Annotated in this window: 20 protein-coding genes; 10 read left to right on the forward strand and 10 right to left on the reverse strand. The window is 48.7% G+C overall.

Going from position 1 to position 24,301, the window contains the following annotated elements; genetic code table 11:
• Positions 1 to 209 precede the first annotated feature (209 nt).
• Positions 210 to 491 (reverse strand): hypothetical protein, encoded by a 282-nt coding sequence (locus C504_RS0114835; RefSeq protein ID WP_018690153.1) that lies wholly within the window; start codon positions 489 to 491, stop codon positions 210 to 212.
• A 220-nt stretch (positions 492 to 711) separates the two neighbouring features.
• Here C504_RS0114835 and C504_RS0114840 point away from each other — a divergent pair, with 220 nt between their 5' ends.
• Positions 712 to 981, forward strand: coding sequence for a hypothetical protein (locus tag C504_RS0114840; protein WP_018690154.1), 270 nt, complete (start codon positions 712 to 714; stop codon positions 979 to 981).
• Positions 982 to 1,202: 221 nt separating this feature from the next.
• Here the strand turns inward: C504_RS0114840 and proB are convergent, their stop codons facing one another.
• From proB to C504_RS0114870, 5 genes are all read right to left on the reverse strand, one after another.
• Positions 1,203 to 2,354: a glutamate 5-kinase gene (gene proB / locus C504_RS0114845; protein WP_041951781.1), complete on the reverse strand. Its 1,152-nt coding sequence runs from the start codon at positions 2,352 to 2,354 to the stop codon at positions 1,203 to 1,205.
• Entirely contained in the window at positions 2,320 to 3,360 is a 1,041-nt protein-coding gene (gene obgE / locus C504_RS0114850) for a GTPase ObgE (protein ID WP_018690156.1), read from the reverse strand. Before obgE ends, proB begins: the two co-directional genes overlap by 35 nt.
• A 95-nt stretch (positions 3,361 to 3,455) precedes the next feature.
• Positions 3,456 to 4,073 (reverse strand): GNAT family N-acetyltransferase, encoded by a 618-nt coding sequence (locus C504_RS0114855; protein ID WP_018690157.1) that lies wholly within the window; start codon positions 4,071 to 4,073, stop codon positions 3,456 to 3,458.
• A 110-nt stretch (positions 4,074 to 4,183) separates the two neighbouring features.
• The gene (gene rpmA, locus C504_RS0114860) at positions 4,184 to 4,453 is read right to left on the reverse strand and encodes a 50S ribosomal protein L27 (protein WP_018690158.1); all 270 of its coding nucleotides are present in this window, start codon (positions 4,451 to 4,453) and stop codon (positions 4,184 to 4,186) included.
• A 125-nt stretch (positions 4,454 to 4,578) separates the two neighbouring features.
• Complete coding sequence (locus C504_RS0114870) at positions 4,579 to 5,232, reverse strand: 50S ribosomal protein L21 (protein ID WP_018690160.1); 654 nt, start codon at positions 5,230 to 5,232, stop codon at positions 4,579 to 4,581.
• 318 nt (positions 5,233 to 5,550) lie between these two features.
• On the opposite strand from C504_RS0114870, the gene mgrA reads away from it, so the two are divergent.
• The 3 genes from mgrA to pyc all read left to right on the forward strand — a co-directional run bounded on the left by mgrA (position 5,551) and on the right by pyc (position 11,750).
• Positions 5,551 to 6,582 carry an L-glyceraldehyde 3-phosphate reductase gene (gene mgrA / locus C504_RS0114875; RefSeq protein WP_018690161.1) on the forward strand — a complete coding sequence of 344 codons (1,032 nt, stop codon included), beginning with the start codon at positions 5,551 to 5,553 and terminating at the stop codon, positions 6,580 to 6,582.
• Positions 6,582 to 8,195: a glycoside hydrolase family 43 protein gene (locus tag C504_RS0114880; RefSeq protein ID WP_018690162.1), complete on the forward strand. Its 1,614-nt coding sequence runs from the start codon at positions 6,582 to 6,584 to the stop codon at positions 8,193 to 8,195. Before mgrA ends, C504_RS0114880 begins: the two co-directional genes overlap by 1 nt.
• Positions 8,196 to 8,285: 90 nt before the next feature.
• Positions 8,286 to 11,750 (forward strand): pyruvate carboxylase, encoded by a 3,465-nt coding sequence (gene pyc / locus C504_RS0114885; protein WP_018690163.1) that lies wholly within the window; start codon positions 8,286 to 8,288, stop codon positions 11,748 to 11,750.
• A 57-nt stretch (positions 11,751 to 11,807) separates the two neighbouring features.
• On the opposite strand, the gene C504_RS18605 is transcribed toward pyc, so the two are convergent.
• Entirely contained in the window at positions 11,808 to 11,957 is a 150-nt protein-coding gene (locus C504_RS18605; protein WP_018690164.1) for a DUF3309 family protein, read from the reverse strand.
• Positions 11,958 to 12,065: 108 nt separating this feature from the next.
• On the opposite strand from C504_RS18605, the gene C504_RS18040 reads away from it, so the two are divergent.
• Entirely contained in the window at positions 12,066 to 13,289 is a 1,224-nt protein-coding gene (locus C504_RS18040) for an MFS transporter (protein ID WP_018690165.1), read from the forward strand.
• Between the two features lie 49 nt (positions 13,290 to 13,338).
• Here C504_RS18040 and C504_RS18430 read toward each other — a convergent pair whose 3' ends face one another.
• The gene (locus C504_RS18430; protein WP_018690166.1) at positions 13,339 to 13,878 is read right to left on the reverse strand and encodes a YcbK family protein; all 540 of its coding nucleotides are present in this window, start codon (positions 13,876 to 13,878) and stop codon (positions 13,339 to 13,341) included.
• Between the two features lie 292 nt (positions 13,879 to 14,170).
• Here C504_RS18430 and acs point away from each other — a divergent pair, with 292 nt between their 5' ends.
• On the forward strand, positions 14,171 to 16,123 hold the full coding sequence (gene acs / locus C504_RS0114905; protein ID WP_018690167.1) for an acetate--CoA ligase: 1,953 nt from the start codon (positions 14,171 to 14,173) through the stop codon (positions 16,121 to 16,123).
• A 331-nt stretch (positions 16,124 to 16,454) separates the two neighbouring features.
• Here the strand turns inward: acs and C504_RS0114910 are convergent, their stop codons facing one another.
• Together C504_RS0114910 and C504_RS0114920 are read right to left on the reverse strand one after the other, a co-directional pair.
• Entirely contained in the window at positions 16,455 to 17,744 is a 1,290-nt protein-coding gene (locus C504_RS0114910) for a vWA domain-containing protein (RefSeq protein WP_018690168.1), read from the reverse strand.
• A 248-nt stretch (positions 17,745 to 17,992) separates the two neighbouring features.
• On the reverse strand, positions 17,993 to 18,205 hold the full coding sequence (locus C504_RS0114920; protein WP_018690170.1) for a DUF1674 domain-containing protein: 213 nt from the start codon (positions 18,203 to 18,205) through the stop codon (positions 17,993 to 17,995).
• A gap of 90 nt (positions 18,206 to 18,295) precedes the next feature.
• Between C504_RS0114920 and htpX the strand changes: the two genes are divergently transcribed.
• The 4 genes from htpX (at position 18,296) to purH (ending at position 24,252) form a co-directional block, all read left to right on the forward strand.
• A complete protein-coding gene (htpX, locus tag C504_RS0114925; RefSeq protein WP_018690171.1) occupies positions 18,296 to 19,324 on the forward strand; it encodes a zinc metalloprotease HtpX in 1,029 nt (342 codons plus the stop codon).
• Positions 19,321 to 20,754 (forward strand): RsmB/NOP family class I SAM-dependent RNA methyltransferase, encoded by a 1,434-nt coding sequence (locus C504_RS0114930; RefSeq protein WP_018690172.1) that lies wholly within the window; start codon positions 19,321 to 19,323, stop codon positions 20,752 to 20,754. Before htpX ends, C504_RS0114930 begins: the two co-directional genes overlap by 4 nt.
• 84 nt (positions 20,755 to 20,838) lie before the next feature.
• Positions 20,839 to 22,524 (forward strand): heparinase II/III family protein, encoded by a 1,686-nt coding sequence (locus tag C504_RS0114935; protein WP_169385143.1) that lies wholly within the window; start codon positions 20,839 to 20,841, stop codon positions 22,522 to 22,524.
• Positions 22,525 to 22,635: 111 nt separating this feature from the next.
• Positions 22,636 to 24,252 carry a bifunctional phosphoribosylaminoimidazolecarboxamide formyltransferase/IMP cyclohydrolase gene (purH, locus tag C504_RS0114940; RefSeq protein WP_018690174.1) on the forward strand — a complete coding sequence of 539 codons (1,617 nt, stop codon included), beginning with the start codon at positions 22,636 to 22,638 and terminating at the stop codon, positions 24,250 to 24,252.
• Positions 24,253 to 24,301 lie beyond the last annotated feature (49 nt).

Raw genomic sequence — 24,301 nt, forward strand, 5'->3', positions numbered from 1 at the left:
ATTGTTAAGGTAAGAACCGTCGCCATTTGAAAATGAGCTGTTAGCTGCGAAAGCAGAAGTAGAAGCAATCAAAGTTGCTGCGAGTGTAAGGGCAAGAGTTTTCATAATATATTCCTTTATCAGCGTGTGAACGCCATTTTTAAAATTGGGTTGGGATCGTCTGGGAGGGTCCGAGGCGTTGCAGCGCCTCGGGCTCTTTAAGTTAGATATTAATGACCGCTTGAGCGGAATGATTTGGAAATGATGTTACGTTCGCCGTCCGCACCAAGTGTGTATTTCACTGTAGCGTCGCGTCCGTTCACAAATTCACTTGATGTAAATACTGCGCTTGTGTCGATTGCATTTGTACCGATTGAAGCTGTTGATTCCATGTCAAGGTTGCTGCCATGTTGCAGGTAAGAACCGTCGCCATTTGAAAATGAGCTGTTTGCTGCGAAAGCAGAAGTAGAAGCAATCAAAGTTGCGGCGAGTGTAAGTGCAAGAGTTTTCATAATGTGTTCCTTTTTATTGTTGTCATTTGAACAACGCAAAGTGTCGCTCAAAAGTTTCGTCTAAATTTTGGCCGGGTCGTTTTTAATTCCGGTCTTGTTTTGGGTTGCGGTTTAAAAGACGTTTGAAACATTCTTTCGTTCCGCTTCCGATGAGTTGAAGATAGGCTCCTCAGCGCAGGGTTTCAAATTACGAAAACGTTAGATTTCTGTGAGAGCAACCGTGATTGAGGTGCGCGGAAAAGAAGCAGGCGATTTAAATTGTTTAGCTAATTCAAATGCTTGTGTCTTTTTGAAATGTCCATTTTTCTTTCTGTTGCTCGTAATGTGTAGTTTTTGTGAACACAGCGTTGCAAAATGGAAGTGCCGAAATGCCTTTGTTTTAGGCATTCTTGAAAAAGAGAAAAATGAACTTTTTTTTGGCTTTTTTCTTGAAATGACTTTTGAAGGGTTAGGATTGCGAAATTCTCGCGGGTTATCACGCTTTTCGTGATCGACTTTGTTCAAATCGCATGTGGCTGATTGGGCCAAAAATTGAAATTTACTTCAAAAATGTTGGAAATTTATAGCTTACCAAAACTTACTTGCGGTAAAGTACCATTCCATGTACCTTATTTGTGTGTTCCTATTTGGGTTGGGATAACTTATTAGGACTTTAGGCCGAAACGTTGCAGCGTTTCGGCCTTTTTCTTGCAAATTTTCGGGTGCGTGCGTTTAGGTGATGACCATATCATCGCGGTGAACCATCGCTGCGCGTGGCGCATAGCCCAATATGGTTTCAATATCGCTGCTTCGGCGGCCCGTAATAAGCTGCGCTTCATGTGAGCTATATGAAGAAAGGCCGCGCGCCACTTCGATATTAGACCCTTCAAGCAAAATTGCGACAGTATCGCCGCGTTGAAAATCACCTTCAGCCGATTTGACGCCTGCGGCGAGAAGTGACTTGCCGCTTAGCAGTGCGCCGCGTGCGCCTTCATCGATGATAAGCTTGCCTTGTGGCTCTAATTGACCAGCAATCCAGTTCTTCCAAGCCGAAACAGGCGTTGTCGATGGTTTGAAGAGCGTGAAGCGCGCGCCATCTTGCAGGGACTGAAGAGGATTTTGTGCTTCACCCTTTGCGATAATCATCGCGGTTCCTGCATGGGTGGCGATTTTACCGGCATCAATCTTCGTGCGCATACCGCCGCGTGATAATTCAGAAGCGGCGCTACCTGCCATGGCTTCGATTTCAGGCGTAATCGTATCAATGATTGGCAAATGCACAGCTTCTGGGTTTAAGGCTGGCGGTGCCGTGTAAAGACCATCAATATCTGAAAGCAAGATGAGCAAATCGGCATTCATCATTGTGGCAACGCGCGCGGCAAGGCGATCATTATCGCCGTAGCGAATTTCGCTCGTTGCGACCGTGTCATTCTCATTGATGACGGGAATAGCTTTGAGGCGTAAAAGCTCGCTCAATGTTGCGCGCGCATTGAGGTATCGACGGCGTGTCTCTGTATCTTCGAGCGTCAGCAAGATTTGGCCGGTGTTGATGCCATGATGTTTAAGGGCGCTGTTCCAAGCTGGCGCTAAGGCGATTTGCCCCACGGCAGCGGCTGCCTGACTTTCTTCCAGCTTCAAAATACCAGAAGGTAAATCAAGAACGGTACGTCCAAGCGCAATTGCGCCAGAGGAGATAATCATTATCTCACAGCCGGCTTCCTGTAATTTGGCAATGTCGGCGCATAGGCTTTTTAGCCAGATATCGCGCACGCCAGATTTTCGGTCGACAAGAAGGGCAGAGCCAACTTTTATCGCGATACGCTTATAATTTGATAGCGCGACCACAGGTTTACAGTTCCCAGCGCGTTGGGTCTTCCGGACCATCTTCTTGCTTACGCTGTGCCTGAATATGGCGCATCAAAGCACGCAGCACATCATCAATGCCGGAACGTGTGGCCGATGACAGCATGATTGGCTTTTGGCCGCAAACCGCTTCCAAAGCCGCGGCTTTTTCCGCAAGTTCGTCGTCAAGCAGTGTGTCAGTTTGTGAAAGCGCGATGACTTCTGCTTTTTGATCCAGTTCCAAACCGTTGCCATAGGCATCGAGTTCGCGGCGAACAATTTTATAGGCATGTGCCACATCTTCTTCACGCGCAGAAACAAGATGAAGCAATACGCGTGTGCGCTCGACATGGCCAAGAAAGCGGTCGCCAATGCCAACACCTTCGTGTGCACCTTCAATGAGGCCGGGAATATCAGCCAGCACAAATTCTTTTTGGTCAATGCGCACAACGCCCAAATTAGGGTGAAGTGTGGTGAATGGGTAGTCAGCAATTTTTGGTTTGGCCGATGTTACGCTGGCAAGGAAGGTCGATTTTCCTGCATTTGGCAGGCCGACAAGGCCAGCATCTGCAATCAGCTTCAGGCGCAACCATATCCACTTTTCAATACCGTCTTGGCCAGGGTTGGCACGGCGCGGTGCTTGGTTGGTCGACGATTTAAAATGGGCGTTGCCAAAGCCACCATTGCCGCCGCGCGCTAGCTGAAAGCGCTGCCCGACTTCTGTGAGGTCGCAGATGAGCGTTTCATTGTCTTCTTCAAAAATTTGCGTTCCAACGGGCACTTGGAGGATTTTATCATCGCTCTTTTTGCCGGTCATGTTGCGGCCCATGCCGTGTACGCCGGTTGGTGCTTTGAAATGCTGGGCGTAACGATAATCAATCAGCGTGTTAAGGCCGTCAACACATTCGGCCCATACATCGCCGCCGCGTCCGCCGTCGCCGCCATCAGGGCCGCCGAATTCGATATATTTTTCACGGCGGAAAGAGACGGAACCTGCGCCGCCATCACCGGAACGAATAAATACTTTGGCTTGATCAAGGAATTTCATGGATACGACAATACGCTATTTAGAGTGATGAGCGCAGTGTCTAACGCAAATGTTGTCAAAGTGCGAGTAGAGAATCTACTCGCGTCTTTAACGTATTATTTGCGTGCGACGGCTTTGCTTTCTTCAGATTTCTTATCAAGCCAGATATCGCGCTCAAGACAATGGCGCTCAATTGGCACAACGCCAGCGGCTAATGAGTTCATTTCGTCGAGACCAACAAATTTAAAGCCTTGTTTTCTCAACACTGCCCGTGAGGCAGGGTTGTTCGTGCGGCATGCCGCATAAACACAGTCAGTTTCAGTCACACGGAAAGCAAGATCTACGAGCGCACTGGCAGCTTCTGTTGCAAAACCTCTGCCCCAATAGGGCTTACCAAGCCAGTAACCGATTTCCAAGCCGCCGAAACGTTTGCGATTTTCAACAGCACCCATGCCGATTAAGCGGCCGGAATCGGTTTGTGTGATCGCATAGATACATCCCTCATATCGGCCGCTTTCGAAGCTTTCGATAAAGGCCAGCGCATCATCCTTTGAATAGGGATGCGGCATGCGGGATGTCATTTCCGCGATTTCTCTGTTGTTGCCGATAAAAGCCAGATCCTCAATGTCCTCACGGTGCGGCGGGCGCATAATGAGGCGCGGCGTCTCAAGAACAGGTGTATCAAGGTCAAATACAGAGGCGTTCGGAGCACTCATGTTTGCAGTTGCGATCATCTGTTTTCACTAGGCTTGTATTAAAAAGGGAGCTGAACTGATGCTCAACTCCCTTAAGTCATTTAAAAAGTAGACCCGGGATTTGAACACCGGTCTCAAGAAGTTCCGGCTTATTCAGCGGCTTCCTGCATTGTCGCTACAGAAACATATGTACGTCCGTTGGCTTTCTTGCGGAATTCCACAGCACCTTCAGATGTAGCAAAAATCGTATGATCTTTACCCATGCCGACATTAGTGCCAGGGTGCCACTTTGTGCCACGCTGACGTAGGATGATGTTGCCAGGAATAACATTCTCGCCACCGAATTTTTTAACGCCTAAGCGTTTTGACTCAGAATCGCGACCGTTTCGTGACGAACCACCGGCTTTTTTATGTGCCATCTTAAATCTCCTGCCGCATTTTGCGGTTTGGTTGTTCCAGTGTCTGGCTGTGTGCCCAATGTTGGAACCGAATTGTTATTATGGGCATTTGCCCGAGATATCAAGTCAGAGCGCGATAAACGCGCTTAGCCTTTGATAAGTTCTTTAGCTTGCGCCTGCCAGTCAGTGATTTGATCAGCAGAGAAAGGCATATATTCATCAACTTTTTCGATGTCAGCTTTTGAAAGAGCTGCGATCTGAGCGAAAGTTGTGATGCCCTGCTCGTTAAGCTGCTTTTCAGCAACTGGGCCGATGCCTTTAATGTCTGTTAGCTTGTCTGCATCGCCTGTTGGCGCTGTAAACAATGGCGCTGCTGATGCAGAAGCGTCAGCTTCTTTTTTAGCAGGTGCTGCTTTTGTTTCCGCTTTAGGAGCAGCTTCTTTTTTCGCAGCAGGCTTAGCAGCTGCTTTTTTAGAAGGCTTTGCACCACCTGTCAGAATTTCTGTAATACGAACAGTTGTTTCGTATTGGCGATGACCGCGCTTGCGGCGTGAATTCTGGCGGCGACGCTTTTTGAAAGCGATAACTTTACGGCCACGGCCTTGCTCGACAACTTCAGCAACGACGGTTGCGCCATCAACTTCAGGCGCGCCGATTGTTACTTCTGCACCGTTGCCGACCATCAATACGTTCGTGAATTCGACTTGTGCGCCTTCTTCAGCGTCAAGGCGTTCAATTTTAAATACGTCATCAGCGGATACGCGATACTGCTTACCGCCGGTTTTAATGACTGCGAACATCGTTTTTACCTTTCGTGTTCAATTCCAGCTCTTACGCCAAGGACGCAGGCCGTCTTTTTATAGTCGTTCCGGTTATGATGTTGATTGACAAAATTGCCGCGTAAAACAAACGCGGCGCGAACCATGTCGCACCAACGGGGCTTCTATGATGGTATAAACCCGTAAAGTCAAGTGGTGTGTGTGGTTCGCCATTAATAGTCCTCTTGGGAGCTATATTGCATATTAGGTGTACCCAACAGTACCGATTTGTGCAGATGTTAGCTTTACAAATTGGCTTGCGCTGATCATCTTCGCGGCCAAATATCATTGGAGGATTTCATGCGTTACGTACCAGCCGAAGATCGCTACGAAAAAATGACCTATCGCCATTGTGGGCGTTCGGGCTTGAAGTTGCCTGTTGTGTCCTTGGGGCTTTGGCACAATTTTGGCGATGATACGCCGCATACCTTAAAGCGGGAAATCTGTCAGGCAGCGTTTGACAATGGAATCACTCATTTTGACTTGGCCAATAATTATGGTCCGCCTGCGGGCAGCGCAGAAAGTGCGTTTGGCGAAATCTTGAAAACCGATTTTGCGGGTTACCGCGATGAACTTATTATTTCTTCAAAGGCCGGTTATTTAATGTGGCCGGGGCCTTATGGCGAATGGGGTAGCCGAAAGTACCTTATATCGTCTTGCGATCAGAGCTTGAAGCGTATGGGCCTAGACTATGTTGATATTTTCTATTCGCACCGCTTTGACCCAAATACACCGCTGGAAGAGACAATGGGCGCGCTGGACCAGATCGTTCGGTCCGGCAAAGCGCTTTATGCGGGTATCTCATCTTATAATTCAGAACGTACACGCCAAGCAGTCAAAATACTTAAAGATCTTGGAACGCCGTGCCTGATCCATCAGCCAAGCTATAATATGCTGAACCGCTGGGTGGAAAGCGATGGTCTGCTTGATACATTGGAAGATGAAGGCGTTGGCTCCATTGCTTTTACGCCGCTTGCGCAAGGCATATTGACGAAGAAATATTTGAACGGAATTCCTGAAGGTAGCCGCGCTACCCAAGGTAAATCCTTGTTTGAATCAATGCTCACTGACAGTGCACTTAATAGCGTTCGAGCGCTGAACGAAATGGCAGAAGCACGTGGCCAAACATTGGCGCAAATGGCGCTGGCTTGGGTGCTGCGCGGCGAACGCGTAACAACGGCGCTCATTGGTGCATCAAAGCCAAGTCAAGTTTTGGATTGTGCGGGTGTTGTCTCAAATCTTGAATTCACAAACGATGAGCTGAAGCGCATTGATGAAATTGCAAGCGATGAAGACATCAACCTTTGGGCTAAATCATCTGAGAGCGAATAATGATCCAGAACCCGATTCTTCCTGGTTTTAATGCTGATCCATCCATCTGCAGGGTGGGTGATATTTATTATATCGCGACATCCACTTTCGAATGGTATCCAGGTGTTCAAATCCACAAATCGTCAGATTTGGTGAATTGGGAACTGGTGTCACGTCCGTTAAACCGCAAGTCGTTGCTTGATATGCGCGGCAATCCGGATAGCTGCGGAATTTGGGCACCTTGTCTTTCGCATGCTGATGGCAAATTCTGGCTGGTATATACTGATGTTAAACGGCTGGATGGTGCTTTTAAAGATGCTCCTAATTACATTACGTGCTGCGACGAGATTGACGGAGAATGGTGTGATCCGTGGTATGTGAATTCGTCGGGCTTTGACCCATCGTTGTTCCACGATGATGATGGCCGCAAATATTTTATGAACATGCAGTGGAACCACCGCGGTAAAGGTACGGGCGGTAACCCTAAACATGCATCGTTTGATGGTATTTTGCTGCAAGAATGGTCGCCTGAAAAAGGCTTGTTTGGTCCCGTTAAAAATATCTATGACGGAACTGAGCGGGGCCTGACCGAAGCGCCGCATATTTTTAAACGTAATGGTTATTATTATTTAACAACGGCTGAAGGCGGCACGGGCTATGACCATGCGGTAACGCTTGCTCGTTCTAAAAACATATGGGGCCCTTACGAGGACCATCCGCAAAAGTTTGTTATGACAACGGCTGGCGCGCCAGAGCATCCGATTCAGCGCACAGGTCATGGCCAATATGTCGAAACACCCGATGGTGACGTCTATCACACTTTTCTTATGGGTAGGCCTATTAAAGGGCCAAATGGGGAAGGGCGTTTTTGTCCATTGGGCCGAGAAACCGGCATTGAAAAATGCGTTTGGCACGATGATGATTGGCTTTATCTTGAAGCGGGCGGACTTTTGCCACGTGTAGAAGTGCCTGCTCCTTCAAATGTTGCGAAACATGCGCTCAAGCCTAGCGAAGCCGACTTTTCAAACGGTGTTTTGCCAAGTGAATTTCAGTGGCTACGCCATCCGCATCCAGAGCGCTTATTCAAGTTGGAGGATAATGCGCTTGTGTTGATCGGGCGCGAAAGCGCCGGAAGCTGGTTTGAACAATCGCTGGTCGCGCGCAGGCAAGAACATCTGAAATATGCGGTTGAGACTACACTGCAGTTTGAACCTGAAAATTATCAGCAGGCTGCAGGCCTGACGACATATTATAATCGCGGCAAGTTTCATATGTTGTTGCTGACGCATGAGCCCAATAAAGGCCGCGCACTCACATTGATGTCCTGTGCGGGTGATTATCCGGACGGTGCATTAACGTTTTGGTTGGACGCGCCGCACGGTGTCGACAATACCAATATTGAAATGCGTGTCGAGGTTGATCGCGCAAACCAGCAATTTTATTGGCGCTATAAGGGCGACGATAATTGGCAAGCGATTGGTCCTTGTTTGGATGCAAGTATCATTTCTGATGAGGGTGGACGCGGCGAACATGCGTCATTCACAGGTGCGTTTGTTGGCATGTTTGCAATGGACATAACGGGAAGCGCAAAAGAGGCGCGGTTTCAGCGTTTTACTTATCTACCTGAGACATAAATCTTACGCAGTTAGGACAAGAAGTTTGCACTGCACCATTTATGACTTTATAGATGCCGTAACGATAATCAACATACTGAGGACTACATAGTGGCCATCAAAAAAATTCTTGTTGCTAACCGCTCTGAAATCGCTATCCGCGTTTTTCGCGCAGCCAATGAACTTGGTATAAAAACGGTCGCAATCTGGGCAGAAGAAGACAAGCTGGCGCTGCATCGGTTTAAAGCCGATGAATCCTATCAGGTTGGCCGTGGCCCTCATTTAGAAAAAGATTTGGGGCCTATTGAAAGTTATCTTTCGATTGAGGAAATTTTGCGCGTTGCGCGCATTTCCGGTGCTGATGCAATCCACCCGGGCTATGGTCTTTTATCTGAAAGCCCTGAATTTGTGGATGCTTGCCAAGAAGCCGGCATTACATTTATCGGCCCTAAACCAGAAACCATGCGCTCCCTTGGCAATAAGGTTGCTGCGCGAAATCTTGCGATTTCTGCTGGTGTTCCAGTGGTGCCAGCAACAACACCGCTTCCCGATGACATGGAGGAAGTTAAAAAGATGGCCGCTGAGATCGGCTATCCGGTCATGCTTAAAGCATCATGGGGCGGCGGCGGCCGCGGCATGCGTGCGATCTTCTCTGAAGATGAAGTGATAAACGATGTTACCGAAGCAAAGCGCGAAGCACGTGCTGCTTTTGGTAAGGACGAAGTCTATTTTGAAAAACTAATTCAAAATGCCCGCCATGTGGAAGTTCAGATTTTAGGCGACACCCATGGCAATGCAGTCCACCTTTGGGAACGTGATTGTTCTATTCAACGCCGAAACCAAAAAGTGGTTGAGCGTGCACCTGCACCTTATTTGTCGATGGAACAGCGCAAGGAAATTTCTGACTACGGTTTGAAAATTGCCAATGCGACCCAGTATATCGGTGCTGGTACTGTCGAGTTCCTTATGGATAAAGACAGCGGCGAGTTTTACTTTATCGAAGTGAACCCGCGCGTTCAGGTTGAGCATACTGTGACAGAAGAAGTCACGGGCATCGACATTATTAAAGCGCAAATCCATATTCTTGAAGGACACGCGATCGGTACGCCTGAATCAGGTGTGCCTAAACAGGAAGATATTCGCCTTAACGGTCATGCGCTCCAGTGCCGTATTACAACGGAAGATCCTGAGCAGAATTTCATTCCTGATTATGGCCGTATTACAGCTTATCGCGGTGCAACGGGTTTTGGTATTCGCCTTGATGGTGGCACAGCCTATTCGGGCGCCGTTATCACGCGCTTCTATGATCCGCTTTTGGAAAAAGTAACCGCATGGGCACCGACATCTGACGAAGTTATTGCCCGTATGGACCGCGCATTGCGTGAGTTCCGTATTCGCGGTGTTGCGACCAATTTGACCTTCCTTGAAGCGATTATTTCGCACCCGCTTTTCAAGTCGAATGAATATACAACGAAGTTTATCGACAATACGCCAGCGCTGTTCGAGCAGGTTAAACGACAGGACCGCGCGACAAAACTTTTGACTTATATTGCCGATGTTAGCGTCAATGGTCATCCTGAAACCAAAGGGCGTCCGCTACCAAAAGAAGATAGCGCAGCACCGGTTGTACCTTGGTTTGAAGGTAAACTGCCAGAAACAGGCACGAAATATAAGCTTGATGAACTTGGTCCTGTTGGGTTTGCTAAATGGCTGCGTGATCAAAAGCAGATCATGATTACCGATACGACGATGCGCGATGGCCATCAAAGCCTGCTTGCGACACGTGTGCGTACCCATGACATCGCTTCGATTGCGGGCACCTATGCGCGCGCTTTGCCAAATCTTTTGTCATTGGAATGTTGGGGCGGCGCGACGTTTGACGTGTCGATGCGCTTTTTGACGGAAGATCCGTGGGAACGCCTTGCGATGGTGCGTGAGCAAGCGCCGAACATTTTGCTACAAATGTTGCTGCGCGGTGCCAATGGTGTTGGTTACACGAACTACCCTGACAATGTGGTCAAACAGTTTGTTCGCCAAGCGGCCGCTGGCGGTGTTGATCTGTTCCGTGTGTTCGACTGTCTTAACTGGGTCGACAATATGCGCGTGTCTATGGATGCGGTGATTGAAGAGAACAAGATTTGTGAAGCAACGCTTTGTTACACAGGCGATCTTCTTAATTCTGCCCGTCCAAAATATGATCTGAAATATTATGTTGGTCTTGCCAAGGAGCTGGAAGCGGCGGGCGCACATGTGTTGTGTGTGAAAGACATGGCAGGTTTGCTTAAACCTGCTGCTGCACGTCAGCTTTTCACAACATTGCGCAGTGAAACAGAATTGCCAATTCACTTCCACACGCATGACACATCCGGCATTGCTGCTGCGACAGTGTTGGCGGCTGTTGAATCGGGTGTTGATGCCGTTGATGCAGCGATGGACTCCTTTTCAGGCAACACTTCGCAGCCATGCCTTGGCTCCATTGTTGAGGCTTTGCGGGGCACTGAGCGCGATAGCGGTCTTGATGCAGAATGGATTCGCAAAATCTCGTTCTATTGGGAAGCGGTGCGCAATCAGTATTCAGCGTTTGAAACGATCAGCCAAAGCCCTGCTTCTGAAGTCTACTTGCATGAAATGCCGGGTGGTCAGTTCACCAATTTGAAAGAGCAAGCACGTTCGCTCGGGTTGGAGACACGCTGGCACGAAGTTGCACGCGCCTATCATGATGCCAACAATATGTTTGGCGATATTGTTAAAGTGACGCCGTCTTCCAAAGTTGTTGGTGATATGGCGTTGATGATGGTGAGCCAAGATTTGACGGTTGAAGACGTCAAAGATCCGGCGAAAGATATTGCGTTCCCAGATTCTGTTGTCTCCATGATGCGCGGTGATCTTGGCCAGTCGCCGGGCGGGTGGCCAGAGGACATTCAAAAGAAAGTGCTGAAAGGCGAAAAGGCCTATACAGATGTTCCAGGCTCGTTGCTTGAAGCTGCTGACCTTGATGCTATGCGCAGCGAGATTGAAACCAAGCTTGACCGCAAAATCAATGATTTCGAATTTGCATCTTACTTGATGTATCCGAAGGTCTTTACGGATTTTGCGCTTGCGCAAGAAAAATATGGTCCTGTTTCACGCTTGCCAACGCCGGTTTATTTCTACGGGCTGGAGCAATCCGATGAAGTGTTTATCGAGATTGAAAAAGGTAAAACGCTTGTTGCGCGGTGTTTAGCTATTGGCGAGACCGATGAAAAAGGCATGCGGACAGTGTTCTTTGAACTGAACGGTCAACCGCGCCGCATTAAAGTGCCAGATCGGGCCCATGGTGCAGAAGGTTCATTATCACGCCGCAAAGCTGAAGAAGGCAATGAAGCGCATGTTAGCGCCCCAATGCCGGGCGTTATTTCAACGCTTGCTGTCAGCGTTGGACAAGATGTTACTGCTGGCGATGTGATCTGCTCTATCGAAGCGATGAAAATGGAAACTGCAATTCATATCGAACGCGATGGCAAGATTGCCGAAGTACTTATTAAAGCGGGCGATCAGATTGATGCAAAAGACTTGTTGGTTGTTTTGGAAAGCTAACGGGTTTGAATAAAATATAAAGCGCGGCTTTGGTGAGCCGCGCTTTATGCTGACTGGTTAAATATTTCCAGTGAGCGCTAGAATAACAACAATGATCAACAAGACGCCAACAATACCGATAGGGCCGTTACCGAAGCGTCCGCGCGCAGGTATGGCGCCGATGAGCAAAAGTACGAGTATGATGAGGAGGATTGTCGAAAGACCCATGATATATTCCTTTTCAAATTATTTGATACCATAACGTCGAAACTGCTATTCGGTTCCCTTTCTCTCCTGCCATGGGCTCTGTTGGAGCTTTTACAGAAGGTCTCAATTATGAGCGAACATCAGGCCACGGCTTTCTCGCCATCAACGGCGGGCTCGTTATTTCATGCACGATGGGCCATTAATGCAGCGTTTTTTGCCAATGGTTTGATGATTGGTCATTGGGCGCCCAAAATTCCAGTTATGGTTGAGCGGCTGGGCATTTCTGAGGGCATGCTTGGACAATTAATTGTCGTCTTTGGCCTTGGCGCATTGTTTGCGCTTATTGTTGGTGCTTGGCTGGTTACAAAATACGGTTCGGTTTTTGTTGTTCGCTGGACATGGCTTTTTCTGTCGATTTCTCTCATCTTGCTAACTCTTGTGCCGTCATTGTTCGGAACGGCTTTGGCGCTGTTATGGTTCGGCATGTTTTTGGGGGCAATGGACAATGCCATGAATGCCAATGGTGTGGCTGTTGAGGTTGCGCTTGATCGTCCAGTTATGTCTTCTTATCACGGGTTTTGGAGCCTTGGAGGTTTGGTTGGCGGCCTCAGCGGCGGGGCTATGATTGTTTGGTTTGGTGAAATGGGACATGCCTTGATTGTCACCGGTATCGTTCTTGCGCTTATGTTTTATGCGTGGCCGCGCCTTATGTCTGATGCGAATATGGATTCTGATTTTGACGCGCAACAAGAGGCGGGCGCTCAGGCCAAAAAACGCAAAACAGGAATTCCGCGTTCTTTTGGTATTTATCTTTTGGGATTTGCCGCACTGCTTTCTTTTGCATCAGAAGGCACAATCATCGATTGGAGTGCGCTGTATTTTCGAAAAGAGTTGGATGCACCTTTGATCGTCAGCGGCTATGCGGTTGCGGCATTTTCATTCACAATGGCGTTGATGCGCTTTTTGGGCGATGGCGTGCGTGCGCGGTTTGGTGATCGGCGCACTTTTATTGTGAGCGCAGCGATTTCATCGGTCGGGCTATTTTTTGGCGGCTATGCCGATAATTTCTATCTGGCATGTTTTGGTTTTTTTGTTGCTGGTATAGGTATGGCGAATGTGGTGCCGGTATTGTTTTCTGCCGCTGGCAAATATCCCGGTATTCGACCATCTGTCGGCATTGCCGTGGTGACGGCGCTTGGCTATGCGGGGCTTTTGTTTATTCCAGCATTAGTGGGTGTTGTTGCCGAATATTATTCTATTGGCATTGTTTATGTTGGCTGGGCGATTATCGTTCTTGGCGTTGCGGCGCTTGGGTTTGTGCTGCCACATATAGACGGCAAAAAAACCAAATAAACCGCGCACAAACAAGAAAGCCCGACATTGAGAGCCGGGCTTATCATTTTTACCAAGTACGCTTTGGGCCAATATCAATATGGTAGAAGCCTGATTTATAGCGCTTATAGCCGCCGACATTTTTGTTCTTACGCAAATATGACAAAAGGCCTTTGGTGCCCGCATGAACGCGAAAATCAACTGCCGCGCACCTTAGATGCCATGAACGTTTCTTGCCGCCAATTTTGCGGTTCTTTTTACTGCTGCGAACAGTCGAATTGACCGTGATTGGTCCGTATTTCGCAGCAACATTTTGCAAAACGCTTTTAAGCCGTGCTGGCACGCATTTTGATGGTGCGTTAAAATGGATGCGGCGACCTTTGGGCAGAGCGGCAAGTTGAACTGCGCTCATGTCGTCGAAAGGTGAAGGCTCGCGCAGTAAATGGCCGTGATCATGATCCATCAAGCCGTTTGTTAAAGCGTGCCAAGGGTTGCCATTGGTATTCAAAGCGCCAGATTGCGCGCTCGTTGCTGTGGTGACAGCGATGAACGTTAAAAAGAGAATAGCCAGTTTGTGACGTGTAAAATTAAGCGATTGCGTAAAGCGCATACATAAGACCTATAATTTATTCAAATGAGAGGCTTTTTAAAGAAAAGGAGGGCCGTGCAATTTAATGCACAACCCTCCCAAGCCATTGCGCGGGGGTAAATGTCTCGTTACCAAGGGTCAATTCAAGCTTAGTTACGTCCTGTCACATTAGATGTCTGGCATTTTAATAGTGTGGCAAGTGCAGTGGGAGCCGTTCGTCTAATTTACGAAGCATTGATGTTGTTTTATTTGTACTCAGTGGAGGCGCAGTTTTGCGTTAGAATACGGGCCAATGCCCTTGGAGGAGAATTCTATGTCTGGTGAAGTTTACCGTGTTTTGCCTGCGGCCGAAAAACGCGCGAAAATCGATGATGAAAAATACCTAAAATGGTACAAGCAAAGTGTGAAAGACCCTGAGAAATTCTGGGCTAAGCACGGCAAGCGTATTGATTGGTTCAAGCCTTACACCAAGGTGAAGAATACGAGTTTTGAAGGCAATGTCTCAATCAAGTGGTTTGAGGACGGCGTCACGAACGTTGCTTATAATTGCATTGACCGCCATTTGAAAAAACGCGGCAATCAAGTGGCGATCATCTGGGAAGGTGATAATCCTTATGATGATAAGAAGATCACCTATAATGAGCTTTATGAGCAGGTGTGCCGCCTTTCTAATGTGATGAAGAAAAACGGCGTCAAAAAAGGCGACCGCGTCACAATCTATATGCCGATGATTCCTGAAGCAGCTTATGCGATGCTTGCTTGCGCGCGTATTGGCGCGGTTCATTCAATTGTCTTTGGCGGCTTTTCTCCAGAAGCGCTGGCAGGGCGAATTGTCGGCTGTGAATCCACATTTGTTATCACTGCGGATGAAGGGCTGCGCGGCGGCAAGACAATCCCGCTTAAAGCCAATGCTGACAAAGCGGTTGCGATTGCATCCAAGGGCGGCGTGGACGTGAAGACCACATTGGTTGTTCGCCGCACCGCAGCTAAAATCGATTGGAATGAAGATCGTGATGTTTGGTATCACGAGGCTGTTGCTGCGGCACGCCCTGAATGTGAACCAGCTAAAATGAAGGCTGAAGATCCGCTTTTCATTCTTTATACATCCGGTTCAACAGGCCAGCCTAAAGGTGTTCTTCACACCACAGGCGGCTATCTTGTTTACGCATCGATGACACATGAATATGTGTTCGATTATCATGATGGCGATATCTATTGGTGTACAGCAGATGTTGGCTGGGTAACGGGCCACTCTTATATTGTCTACGGACCGCTGGCTAATGGTGCGACAACCTTGATGTTTGAAGGTGTGCCGAATTATCCGTCGCCATCGCGCTTCTGGGATGTTTGCGACAAGCATAATGTCAATATTTTCTATACCGCACCAACGGCGATCCGCGCCTTGATGGGTGCTGGTGATGAGCATGTAAATAAGGCTTCACTTAAATCGCTACGCACACTTGGTTCTGTTGGCGAGCCGATAAATCCTGAAGCGTGGGAATGGTATTATAAGACCGTTGGCAAAGGTAAATCACCGATTGTCGATACATGGTGGCAGACAGAAACTGGCGGTATTATGATCTCGCCATTACCGGGTGCAACGGCCTTAAAACCGGGCTCTGCAACACGCCCATTCTTTGGGGTTCAGCCGCAATTGGTTGATAATGAAGGCGGGGTCTTGGACGGTGCTATTGAGGGTAATCTTTGTATTACGGACTCATGGCCTGGCCAAATGCGCAGTGTTTATGGGGATCATGAGCGCTTTATCCAGACTTATTTCTCCACCTATAAGGGTAAGTATTTTACGGGAGATGGCTGCCGACGTGACGAAGACGGCTATTACTGGATTACAGGGCGCGTTGATGACGTAATCAATGTTTCTGGACACCGGATGGGCACGGCCGAAGTTGAGTCAGCGCTTGTCGCGCATAAGAAAGTTTCAGAAGCGGCGGTTGTTGGCTACCCGCATGATGTCAAAGGACAAGGCATTTATTGCTATGTGACTTTGATGGAGGGCGAGGAAGGCGATGATGCTTTGCGCAAAGAGCTTGTTGCGCATGTGCGATCAGATATTGGCCCTATCGCGTCACCTGATAAAATACAGTTTGCACCGGGATTGCCAAAAACACGTTCTGGCAAAATCATGCGCCGTATTTTGCGCAAAATCGCGGAAGATGATTTCGGCTCGCTTGGCGATACGTCAACGCTGGCTGATCCAGCGGTTGTTGATGATTTGATTGCAAACCGCCAAAACAAAAAAGCTTAAGGCTTTAGTTCTGAAATTGATTAAGCGCTGCATGTTTAATGCGGCGCTTTTTTCATTTTGGATCAAGTGGGATGGCGTCTTAACCTGCCTATTGAAGATTACCCCTTGGCAAAATGAATTTGCTGCCCCATCTTTTACTTGTGTTTAACAAATGAAAGGGGGTGATCCGATGATCAGTAGTTCCAATAAGACGGCTCGGTTTATGCGGATTTTTGCCTCTTGGAGCAGCCTCTAAGAGTTTGAATGTCTGACGCCGGAAGCGCTTAGCTTTGGTTGAAACCGACCGGTAGAAGGAATTGCGGGGCCGCTCTTTGAGCGGCCCTTTTTCTATTTAGCCTACAAGGCGCAGACCTTTAATGCTTTCAGCAATTGCTTGGAACGCTTTTTTGAGCTCTTCACCGCTTGAGGCATCAAAGAAGAACTGGTTCGTCTCTGTGTCTGGTGAGGCACATTTTGCCATTAGCTTGCTGGCATCGTCTCCACCCGCAAAGTTGATTGTGAAGACTTTAATATCGTTATCTTTAATGTTGGTGCATAGGTTTTCTGCATATGTATTCGACTTCGTTTTGCCGTCTCCGTAACCATCGGAAAGAAACGTATTAAATTTGCCGTCGGTCATAATGACCGCAAACTTTTTAGTTTCTTTATCTGATGGCAGGGCAGCTTTTGATTCTGTTGGCCAAGCTGTATTCCATTTAGACGACAGCATATATTGTGTCCAAGCGATGCCTAAATGGCCTGCGGTGCTTCCTTCAGTCCCAAGGTTTTTGATTGTTGAAGTCAGCTTAGCTGTATCGTTCGTCAAAGGTACAATTTCGCTACTTGGGCAATAATAACTTCCCAGTTTTTTGTTGAACCCTGTGACGCGGTTTGCCCCACTGGAAAACGCATCTGTATAACGTTGAGAATTGGTGCGTTCGATAACGCATCCCTTTGTCTTGCCATATATCCCAATTTTAGACTTGATAGAGAAGATGTTCACTGAGGCTGAATAGGGCACAAGGCCAATGCGGACACGTTTGCCTGCCTCCACATCAGGAATCAGGGTGTTAACTGCGGCACTGGCGGCCTCTATGAGGGCTTCCATGCGCGTTTCACCTGTGGTCTTATTGATAACGGAAGCCATTGAGCCGGTAACATCCAACGCCATCGCGATTTCAATTTTATCATCATTATATCTTGCTGCAGAAGCTGAGCTCACTTCCACTGTTTGATAACCCGCTACCGCTGTTAACGTCATCGGTAGCTTGATATGCGCATCAACCTTAACTGTCTTTGTGACGTCATCAATGCTGATATTATCGATTTTAACTTCGGCATTGCTAAAGCTCGCCGGATTTATGTTTGAGTATAGGAAGTTGCCGATGGCTTCTTCAGCGTCTTCTTTTGCAATTTTTCCCGTCGTTATATCGCGGGTTGTCGCAAGCACGGCGGCGTCCATTGCATTGTCCAATTTGGACTTGGCTGAATAAAGCCGTGCGCCATCCACGGCTATACCGCCGGCTAAAACCAGAGCGACGGAGGTAATTGCGAAGATAATGGCAAACTGGCCCTGCGTATCTTTGTGAAAGCAGGACGCTGTTTTAAAAAGCTTTTTGTTCAATCTTGATATAATCGACACGGCAATTTCCCTACACAACTGATTTTTGCATGGCATTGCGTGGCCTGTCCTTGGATATTTTTAGCTGTATCCGCGGATATATTAGCTCAATAAACACCATGCTTTTTGTTGCGCTAGGCGTAGCAAAAGCACGTTATGGAATCATAAATTTGCGCGTTTTGAAGCGTGTCTTGCTCAAGAGATTTAAAATATCATCAAGAGCGCCCTAAGGAATTCATTATCATTTTAATGAAAGGACAGATGCGGTTTTAAAAGTCGACTGCGATGCCTTTGACTTCCCAATCACCAAACCGTGCAGGATCTTCACCGCCGCGCCCGCCAATTTCTGCGGCGCGTTTTGCTTTGTCTTCTTCCATTTGGATGCGGCGCTCTTCGGCTTCTTTTAATGCGCGCTGCGCTGGCGCAGGTAGCTCATCGAAGCTGCGTGATGGCTGGCTTTGGGTTTGCTCGTTGTCGCTCATTTTATCTACCATTGGAAATTTAGTCTTTATGATACCATATATGGGAAGAAATATAGTCAGGTCTATAACAGATTGGATGCGGATAAGCCGATGAATTTAGTCAAAACAGCAATGCTCATCTCTTTTATGACGGCGCTCTTTATGGGTGTCGGCTATATGGTTGGGGGAACTGGGGGCATGATGATTGCCTTTATGATTGCGCTCGCCATGAATGCCTTTTCCTATTGGAATTCTGATAAGATGGTTTTGCGAATGCATAATGCAAAGCAAGTCAACGCGAAATCGGCACCTGAATATTATGGTATGATTGAAGACCTTTCTGCTAATGCGGGCCTACCGATGCCGCGTGTTTATGTGATCAATGAAGATCAACCGAACGCCTTTGCAACGGGGCGTAACCCTGAAAATGCGGCTGTTGCGGCGACAACAGGGCTGTTAAATATGCTAACGCCAGAAGAAGTTGCAGGTGTTATGGCGCATGAATTAGCCCATGTTCAAAACCGCGATACGCTCATCATGACGATTACAGCGACTTTGGCTGGTGCCATTTCAATGCTTGGTAATTTTGCGCTGTTTTTTGGTGGCCGCAATAATAATAGTCCATTCGGGTTTATTGGCGTGGTGGCCGCGATGACTGTTGCGCCATTTGCTGCGATGATTGTTCAAATGGCGATCAGTCGAACACGTGAATATTCCGCAGACAAGCGCGGCGCAGAAATTTGTGGCCGTCCTGAATGGCTAGCAAGCGCGTTGGTCAAAATTGCTGGCGCATCGGGCCGCAGCGTTAATATTACTGCTGAGCGCAATCCGGCAACGGCACATATGTTCATTATCAATCCGCTGAATGGTTCTGGCGCTGATAGCCTGTTTTCGACCCATCCGGACACACAAAACCGCGTGAATGCCTTGATGGCGATGGCTGAGGAATTTAGCAGCCAAGCACATGAAACATCACAGCCACCATTGGCACGCCGTGAGAGTTCGGTTACAGAGTTGCCTTCGGCCAAAATTGAGCGCAAACGCGGCTCGTCCGGTATTCCAAATACTGGTGGCAATCATGAAAAGTCTTCAACCTCAAAGCCGCTGCCTTGGGGGCGCGGCGAGGAAAATGACCGGTGAACGACCAAAAATCGAAACGTGACGAAGTACGCGCCCGCAACAAAAAGGCGCGTGCTCCCCATCAAGCTGAAACAAAGTACAGCGATGATGGGGCTAATAAGCCCGGACTTGCAACGCGGCGCACCGCGCACCGTTTGCTTGGCGCGATCATAGAGACCAATACATCTTTTGATGCGCTGACCGATGATGCTCATGGTCATCCGCATTATCTGGCCTTAGATCGGCGCGACCGTGCGCTTTTACGCGCCATATTGATGGTGGCATTGCGTTTTCGTGCCGAGCTTAGTGATGTGCTGGACAGTTTTATCGACAAGCCATTACCGGCAGGTGCAACCGCTTTGCAGACTGTGCTTCATGTCGCATTGGCGCAGATTTTGTTTCTCGATGTACCCGATCATAGCGCTGTTGATCTGGCGGTTGAATCGGCAAACCGTGATCCGCGTTTGAAGCGTTTTGCTTCGCTCGTGAATGCGGTCACGCGCCGCGCTGTGCGCTCTAAGCAAAAAGTACTCGATAAAATAGCGCAGGCAACACCGCGTTCATCGCCGTGGTTTTCTGAGCGGCTGATCGAGATTTATGGCGCGGAAAAAGCAGCTGAAATTGAAGCAATGCATCGCGTTGAAGCGCCGCTCGATTTTACGTTAAAGAATGCGGAAGAAGCAGAAAAATGGGCAGAAGCGCTTGAGGCGGAACTATTGCCGTTTGGTACATTGCGCCGCCCGCACGGCGATGCTGATATTACGCAACTTGCCGGTTTTGATGAAGGTGCTTGGTGGGTGCAAGATGCCGCCGCCGCACTGCCTGCAAAATTGTTTGGCGATCTGAACGGAAAGCGGGCGCTTGATTTATGCGCGGCACCGGGCGGGAAAACCGCGCAGCTTGCAGCGACTGGCGCTAAAGTTACCGCGCTTGATATGTCTGCCAATCGCTTGAAACGCTTGGACGAGAATTTGGCGCGGCTTGGGCTAAATGAGAATTGTAAAACGGTTGTGTCTAGCCTGTTTGATTTTGCGCCGGAAGAATTATTCGACGCTGTTCTGCTTGATGCACCTTGTTCGTCAACCGGTACGGTGCGCCGTCATCCCGATGTGCCCTGGACGAAAACACCTGAAGATATTACAAAGCTTGCTGAACTTCAGGCGCGGATGCTCACCAAGGCTGCGCAGTTTGTTGCGCCCGATGGTGTGCTGATCTTTTCGAATTGTTCGCTTGATCCACTGGAAGGCGAAGATGTGGCGCGCGTGTTCGCAGATGCTGATAATGGCTTTGATGTTGTGTCCGTTGAGGCCGCCGCCATTAAAGGTTTAGAGGCCTGTTTAACGCCGGAAGGTTTCGTGCGCACGACACCTGCTGACTTTAACCGCGAAGGGGATATCGATGGTTCAGGTCTCGATGGATTTTTTGCCGCTGTATTTAAACGCCGTGGATGAATTTCGCACGCGTAACAATTTGGCTTTATATTAAACTCATCATCGTCTAGCCTCACTGTGGGAAGAGTGATGGGGGCGAAGTTTTTGAGTAGCCTATCGAATATTATGAAACCAGATTATCTGCGTGTCGGCGCAGAACTTGTGCTGGAACGGATTAATAGCCGTTTGCAGATCGGTCCCCTATGGTGGTTTCGTTTTATTGGCCGCACATCAGAGCGCCTGCTTTTCACACCATCTTGCATTCGCCCTTCTGACCCGCTTGTTGCGCGGGATATTTATCAGGGGCGTTTTACGTTTTCTGGACGCACGGTTGAAACGGGCGCAACCTCTGTTTTTGATGTTGAGGCGCCGTCACCTGCTTGGGAAAACGGTCTGCATAGCTTCCGTTGGCTCAGGCACTTGAGTGCGGCTGATACCGAGCTTGCTTCAGAAAATGCACGGGCTTTAATTGATGGATGGCTTAGCGGGCCGGGCAAACGCATTATCGGTGTTTCGTGGGAAGCTGATATTTGTGCGGCTCGGCTGATTGCATGGCTGCAACATGCGCCGTTTATTTTGCGTAATAGTGAGCACTCATTTTACCGTAGGTTTTTAGCCTCGATCAATAAGCAAATGCGCTATTTGCGGGCTTTTGCGCGCGGATGCCAAGACGATCTTAAATTGTTGAAAGTGCGGATCGCACTGGCGATGTGCTCACTCGTACTGACAAGCCATGATAAAACGCGCACACGGGCGGCGCGTAATTTAGAATATCAACTCAAGCGGCAGATCTACACCGATGGTGGGCATGTCTCACGCAATCCTGATGCCATTGCCGATATTCTTTGTGAGCTATTGCCGCTTTCGCAGCTTTATATTGCGGCTTCAAAGCCTGTACCATCAGAGCTTCTACGTGCGATTGATCGGCTGTTCCCGATGCTCCGCTTCTTTCGCCATGCTGATGGCAGTATCGCGCAATTTCATGGGGCTGGAATTGGTGATGCAGATATTTCGGCTGCGGTGCTTCGCCATGATGTAACCAATGGCCAGCCCAACGGCATTGCCAATCAAAGTGGTTATCAAAAGCTGGTGGAAAATGATGCTGTTGTTATTGCAGATATTGGCCGTCCGGTCGCGGGTTATAATGGTGTTAAAACGCATGCCAGCACGCTGGCATTTGAATTTTCAAGTGGCCGCAACCGGTTGATTGTCAACGCCGGTGTAGATCGTTTGTGCCGTGATGTTTATGATGCTCCGGCACGCGCAACAGCTGCTCATTCAGCGCTTGTTCTTGATGATAAGTCTTCTGCTCAATTTGCTGTCTTTAGTTCCGGTAGGCGGCGACATACGCGGCTTTTACGCGGCCCGACGGTTGTGGAAACGCAGCCTTGGAAAACCGATAATGGCGAAGGCTTCAGTGCACGTCATAATGGTTATCTGCCCACATCAGGCCTGTGGCATGAGCGCGGTGTTTTGCTTGCTCATTCAGGAAGGCGCCTTGATGGTTATGACAGACTGACGCCTGAAAGCGCTATTCACAAGACAAGCCATAAGGCTGATATCCGGTTTCATCTTCATCCTTCGATACAGGTTGCTGAAGTTGGTGACTATTTGCAAATTAAAACGGATCGCGGTGAGGTTTGGCAATTTAGCGCTATTAATCAAAAGCCGATGATTGAGCAGAGCATTTTTCTCGCCGGTATTAGCGGGCCGATTTATAATTGGCAGATTGTTATCTCGTTTGAATATCCCGACGTTGATAGCGTGAAGTGGCGCTTTGAACGTATTTGATAAAAATCTGTGGCTTTTTGCCTGATTCACGTGGCGGCATGGTCAATATGCCAAGCTAATGCTATGGGGCGGTAAATCCTCTCCATTCTCGCTTCAAGCAGGCAATTTATCATGGCAATAGCTTCCAAAAAAATTACTCCGCCGGACCGCGTTGAGGTTAAACGCGCGCTTCTATCCGTCTCCGACAAAACTGGGTTGGTCGACTTCGCAAAAGCACTCGTCGGTCATGGGATTGAATTGGTTTCAACGGGCGGCACGCGCAAAGCGATTGCTGATGCGGGTCTTCCTGTTCTTGATATTAGTGAAGTAACGGGCTTTCCTGAAATCATGGACGGGCGCGTTAAAACATTGCATCCATCGGTGCATGGTGGATTGCTCGCTGTACGCAACGACCCTGAGCATGTTGCGGCGATGCAAGAGCACAATATTGTTGGCATTGATCTGGTTGTGGTCAATCTTTACCCATTTGAAGAAGTTGTCGCACGCGGTGAAGATGAAGCAACGACAATTGAAAATATCGACATTGGTGGGCCAGCAATGGTGCGCGCCTCTGCGAAAAACCATGGTCATGTTGCTATCGTAACGGACGCTGGTGATTATGATGAAGTTCTGGCAGCGTTGAACGAAAATGGCGGCGCAACGAACCTTGCCTTGCGCAAGCAATTGGCTTTACGTGCGTTCCGCCGTACTGCCAGCTATGATGCGATGATTGCAAACTGGATGGTTGGCGCGATCGATGATGAAGGTTTTGGCCGTCATGATGCGATCGGTGGCACATTGGCGCTATCCATGCGCTATGGCGAGAACCCGCATCAAAATGCATCGCTTTATCTAACAGGCGATAAGCGCCCCGGTGCTGCGACAGCCAAACTTATTCAGGGCAAGGCGCTCTCTTACAATAATATCAATGATACGGATGCTGCATTTGAACTTGTTAGCGAGTTTGCAACGGACAAACCTGCCGTTGCGATTATCAAACACGCTAATCCGTGCGGTGTGGCAACGGGCGATACCATTAGCCAAGCCTATGCGCGCGCGTTTGACTGTGACCGCACGTCGGCCTTTGGCGGTATTGTTGCCTTGAACCAGACGCTTGATGCTGAATCAGCCGAAGCGATTTTGGGTGTGTTTACAGAAGTTGTTATTGCGCCTTCTATTTCAGATGAAGCACGCAAACTCTTTGAGAAGAAGCCGAATATCCGCTTGCTCGAAACAGGTATGTTGGCCGACCCAAGAGCGGCTGGGTTTACGCTTAAAACAATTGCTGGCGGCTACCTTAAGCAGAACCGCGATGCAGCTGTGGTTGATGATATGGATTTGCGCTGTGTGACCAAGCGCGAACCAACACCGCAGGAAATGGCAGACCTTATTTTCGCATTCCGCGTTGCCAAACATGTGAAATCCAACGCCATTGTTTATGCGCGTGATGGGGCAACGGTTGGTATTGGGGCAGGGCAGATGAGCCGTGTTGACTCCAGCCGTATCGCTGCACGCAAAGCTGTTGATGCGGCCGAAGCAATGGGCATTGATGAGCCAATGACGAAGGGCTCTGCGGTTGCTTCTGATGCGTTCTTCCCGTTTGCTGATGGTCTTCTTGCTGCTGCTTCTGCGGGGGCAACTTGCGTCATTCAGCCGGGCGGTTCAATGCGTGATGATGACGTTATTGCAGCTGCCGATGAGCACAATATTGCAATGATCATGACAGGCAACCGTCACTTCAGGCACTAAGCTTTTATTTTTGAAGCGCCCTTTGTCTGCGCGTTGCAGGTTCAGGGCG

Source organism: Ahrensia kielensis DSM 5890 (assembly GCF_000374465.1).
Classification (GTDB): domain Bacteria; phylum Pseudomonadota; class Alphaproteobacteria; order Rhizobiales; family Rhizobiaceae; genus Ahrensia; species Ahrensia kielensis.

What these genes read in the sequence shown, in the direction of transcription:
- C504_RS0114920 (WP_018690170.1), bottom strand. Translation starts at nt 18,205, where the DNA reads ATGAGCGACAACGAGCAAACCCAAAGCCAGCCATCACGCAGCTTCGAT.
- C504_RS0114880 (WP_018690162.1), top strand. Translation starts at nt 6,582, where the DNA reads ATGATCCAGAACCCGATTCTTCCTGGTTTTAATGCTGATCCATCCATC.
- proB (WP_041951781.1), bottom strand. Translation starts at nt 2,354, where the DNA reads ATGGTCCGGAAGACCCAACGCGCTGGGAACTGTAAACCTGTGGTCGCG.
- C504_RS0114870 (WP_018690160.1), bottom strand. Translation starts at nt 5,232, where the DNA reads ATGTTCGCAGTCATTAAAACCGGCGGTAAGCAGTATCGCGTATCCGCT.
- acs (WP_018690167.1), top strand. Translation starts at nt 14,171, where the DNA reads ATGTCTGGTGAAGTTTACCGTGTTTTGCCTGCGGCCGAAAAACGCGCG.
- mgrA (WP_018690161.1), top strand. Translation starts at nt 5,551, where the DNA reads ATGCGTTACGTACCAGCCGAAGATCGCTACGAAAAAATGACCTATCGC.
- htpX (WP_018690171.1), top strand. Translation starts at nt 18,296, where the DNA reads ATGAATTTAGTCAAAACAGCAATGCTCATCTCTTTTATGACGGCGCTC.
- C504_RS18040 (WP_018690165.1), top strand. Translation starts at nt 12,066, where the DNA reads ATGAGCGAACATCAGGCCACGGCTTTCTCGCCATCAACGGCGGGCTCG.
- rpmA (WP_018690158.1), bottom strand. Translation starts at nt 4,453, where the DNA reads ATGGCACATAAAAAAGCCGGTGGTTCGTCACGAAACGGTCGCGATTCT.
- C504_RS0114835 (WP_018690153.1), bottom strand. Translation starts at nt 491, where the DNA reads ATGAAAACTCTTGCACTTACACTCGCCGCAACTTTGATTGCTTCTACT.
- C504_RS18430 (WP_018690166.1), bottom strand. Translation starts at nt 13,878, where the DNA reads ATGCGCTTTACGCAATCGCTTAATTTTACACGTCACAAACTGGCTATT.
- obgE (WP_018690156.1), bottom strand. Translation starts at nt 3,360, where the DNA reads ATGAAATTCCTTGATCAAGCCAAAGTATTTATTCGTTCCGGTGATGGC.
- C504_RS0114855 (WP_018690157.1), bottom strand. Translation starts at nt 4,073, where the DNA reads ATGATCGCAACTGCAAACATGAGTGCTCCGAACGCCTCTGTATTTGAC.
- purH (WP_018690174.1), top strand. Translation starts at nt 22,636, where the DNA reads ATGGCAATAGCTTCCAAAAAAATTACTCCGCCGGACCGCGTTGAGGTT.
- C504_RS18605 (WP_018690164.1), bottom strand. Translation starts at nt 11,957, where the DNA reads ATGGGTCTTTCGACAATCCTCCTCATCATACTCGTACTTTTGCTCATC.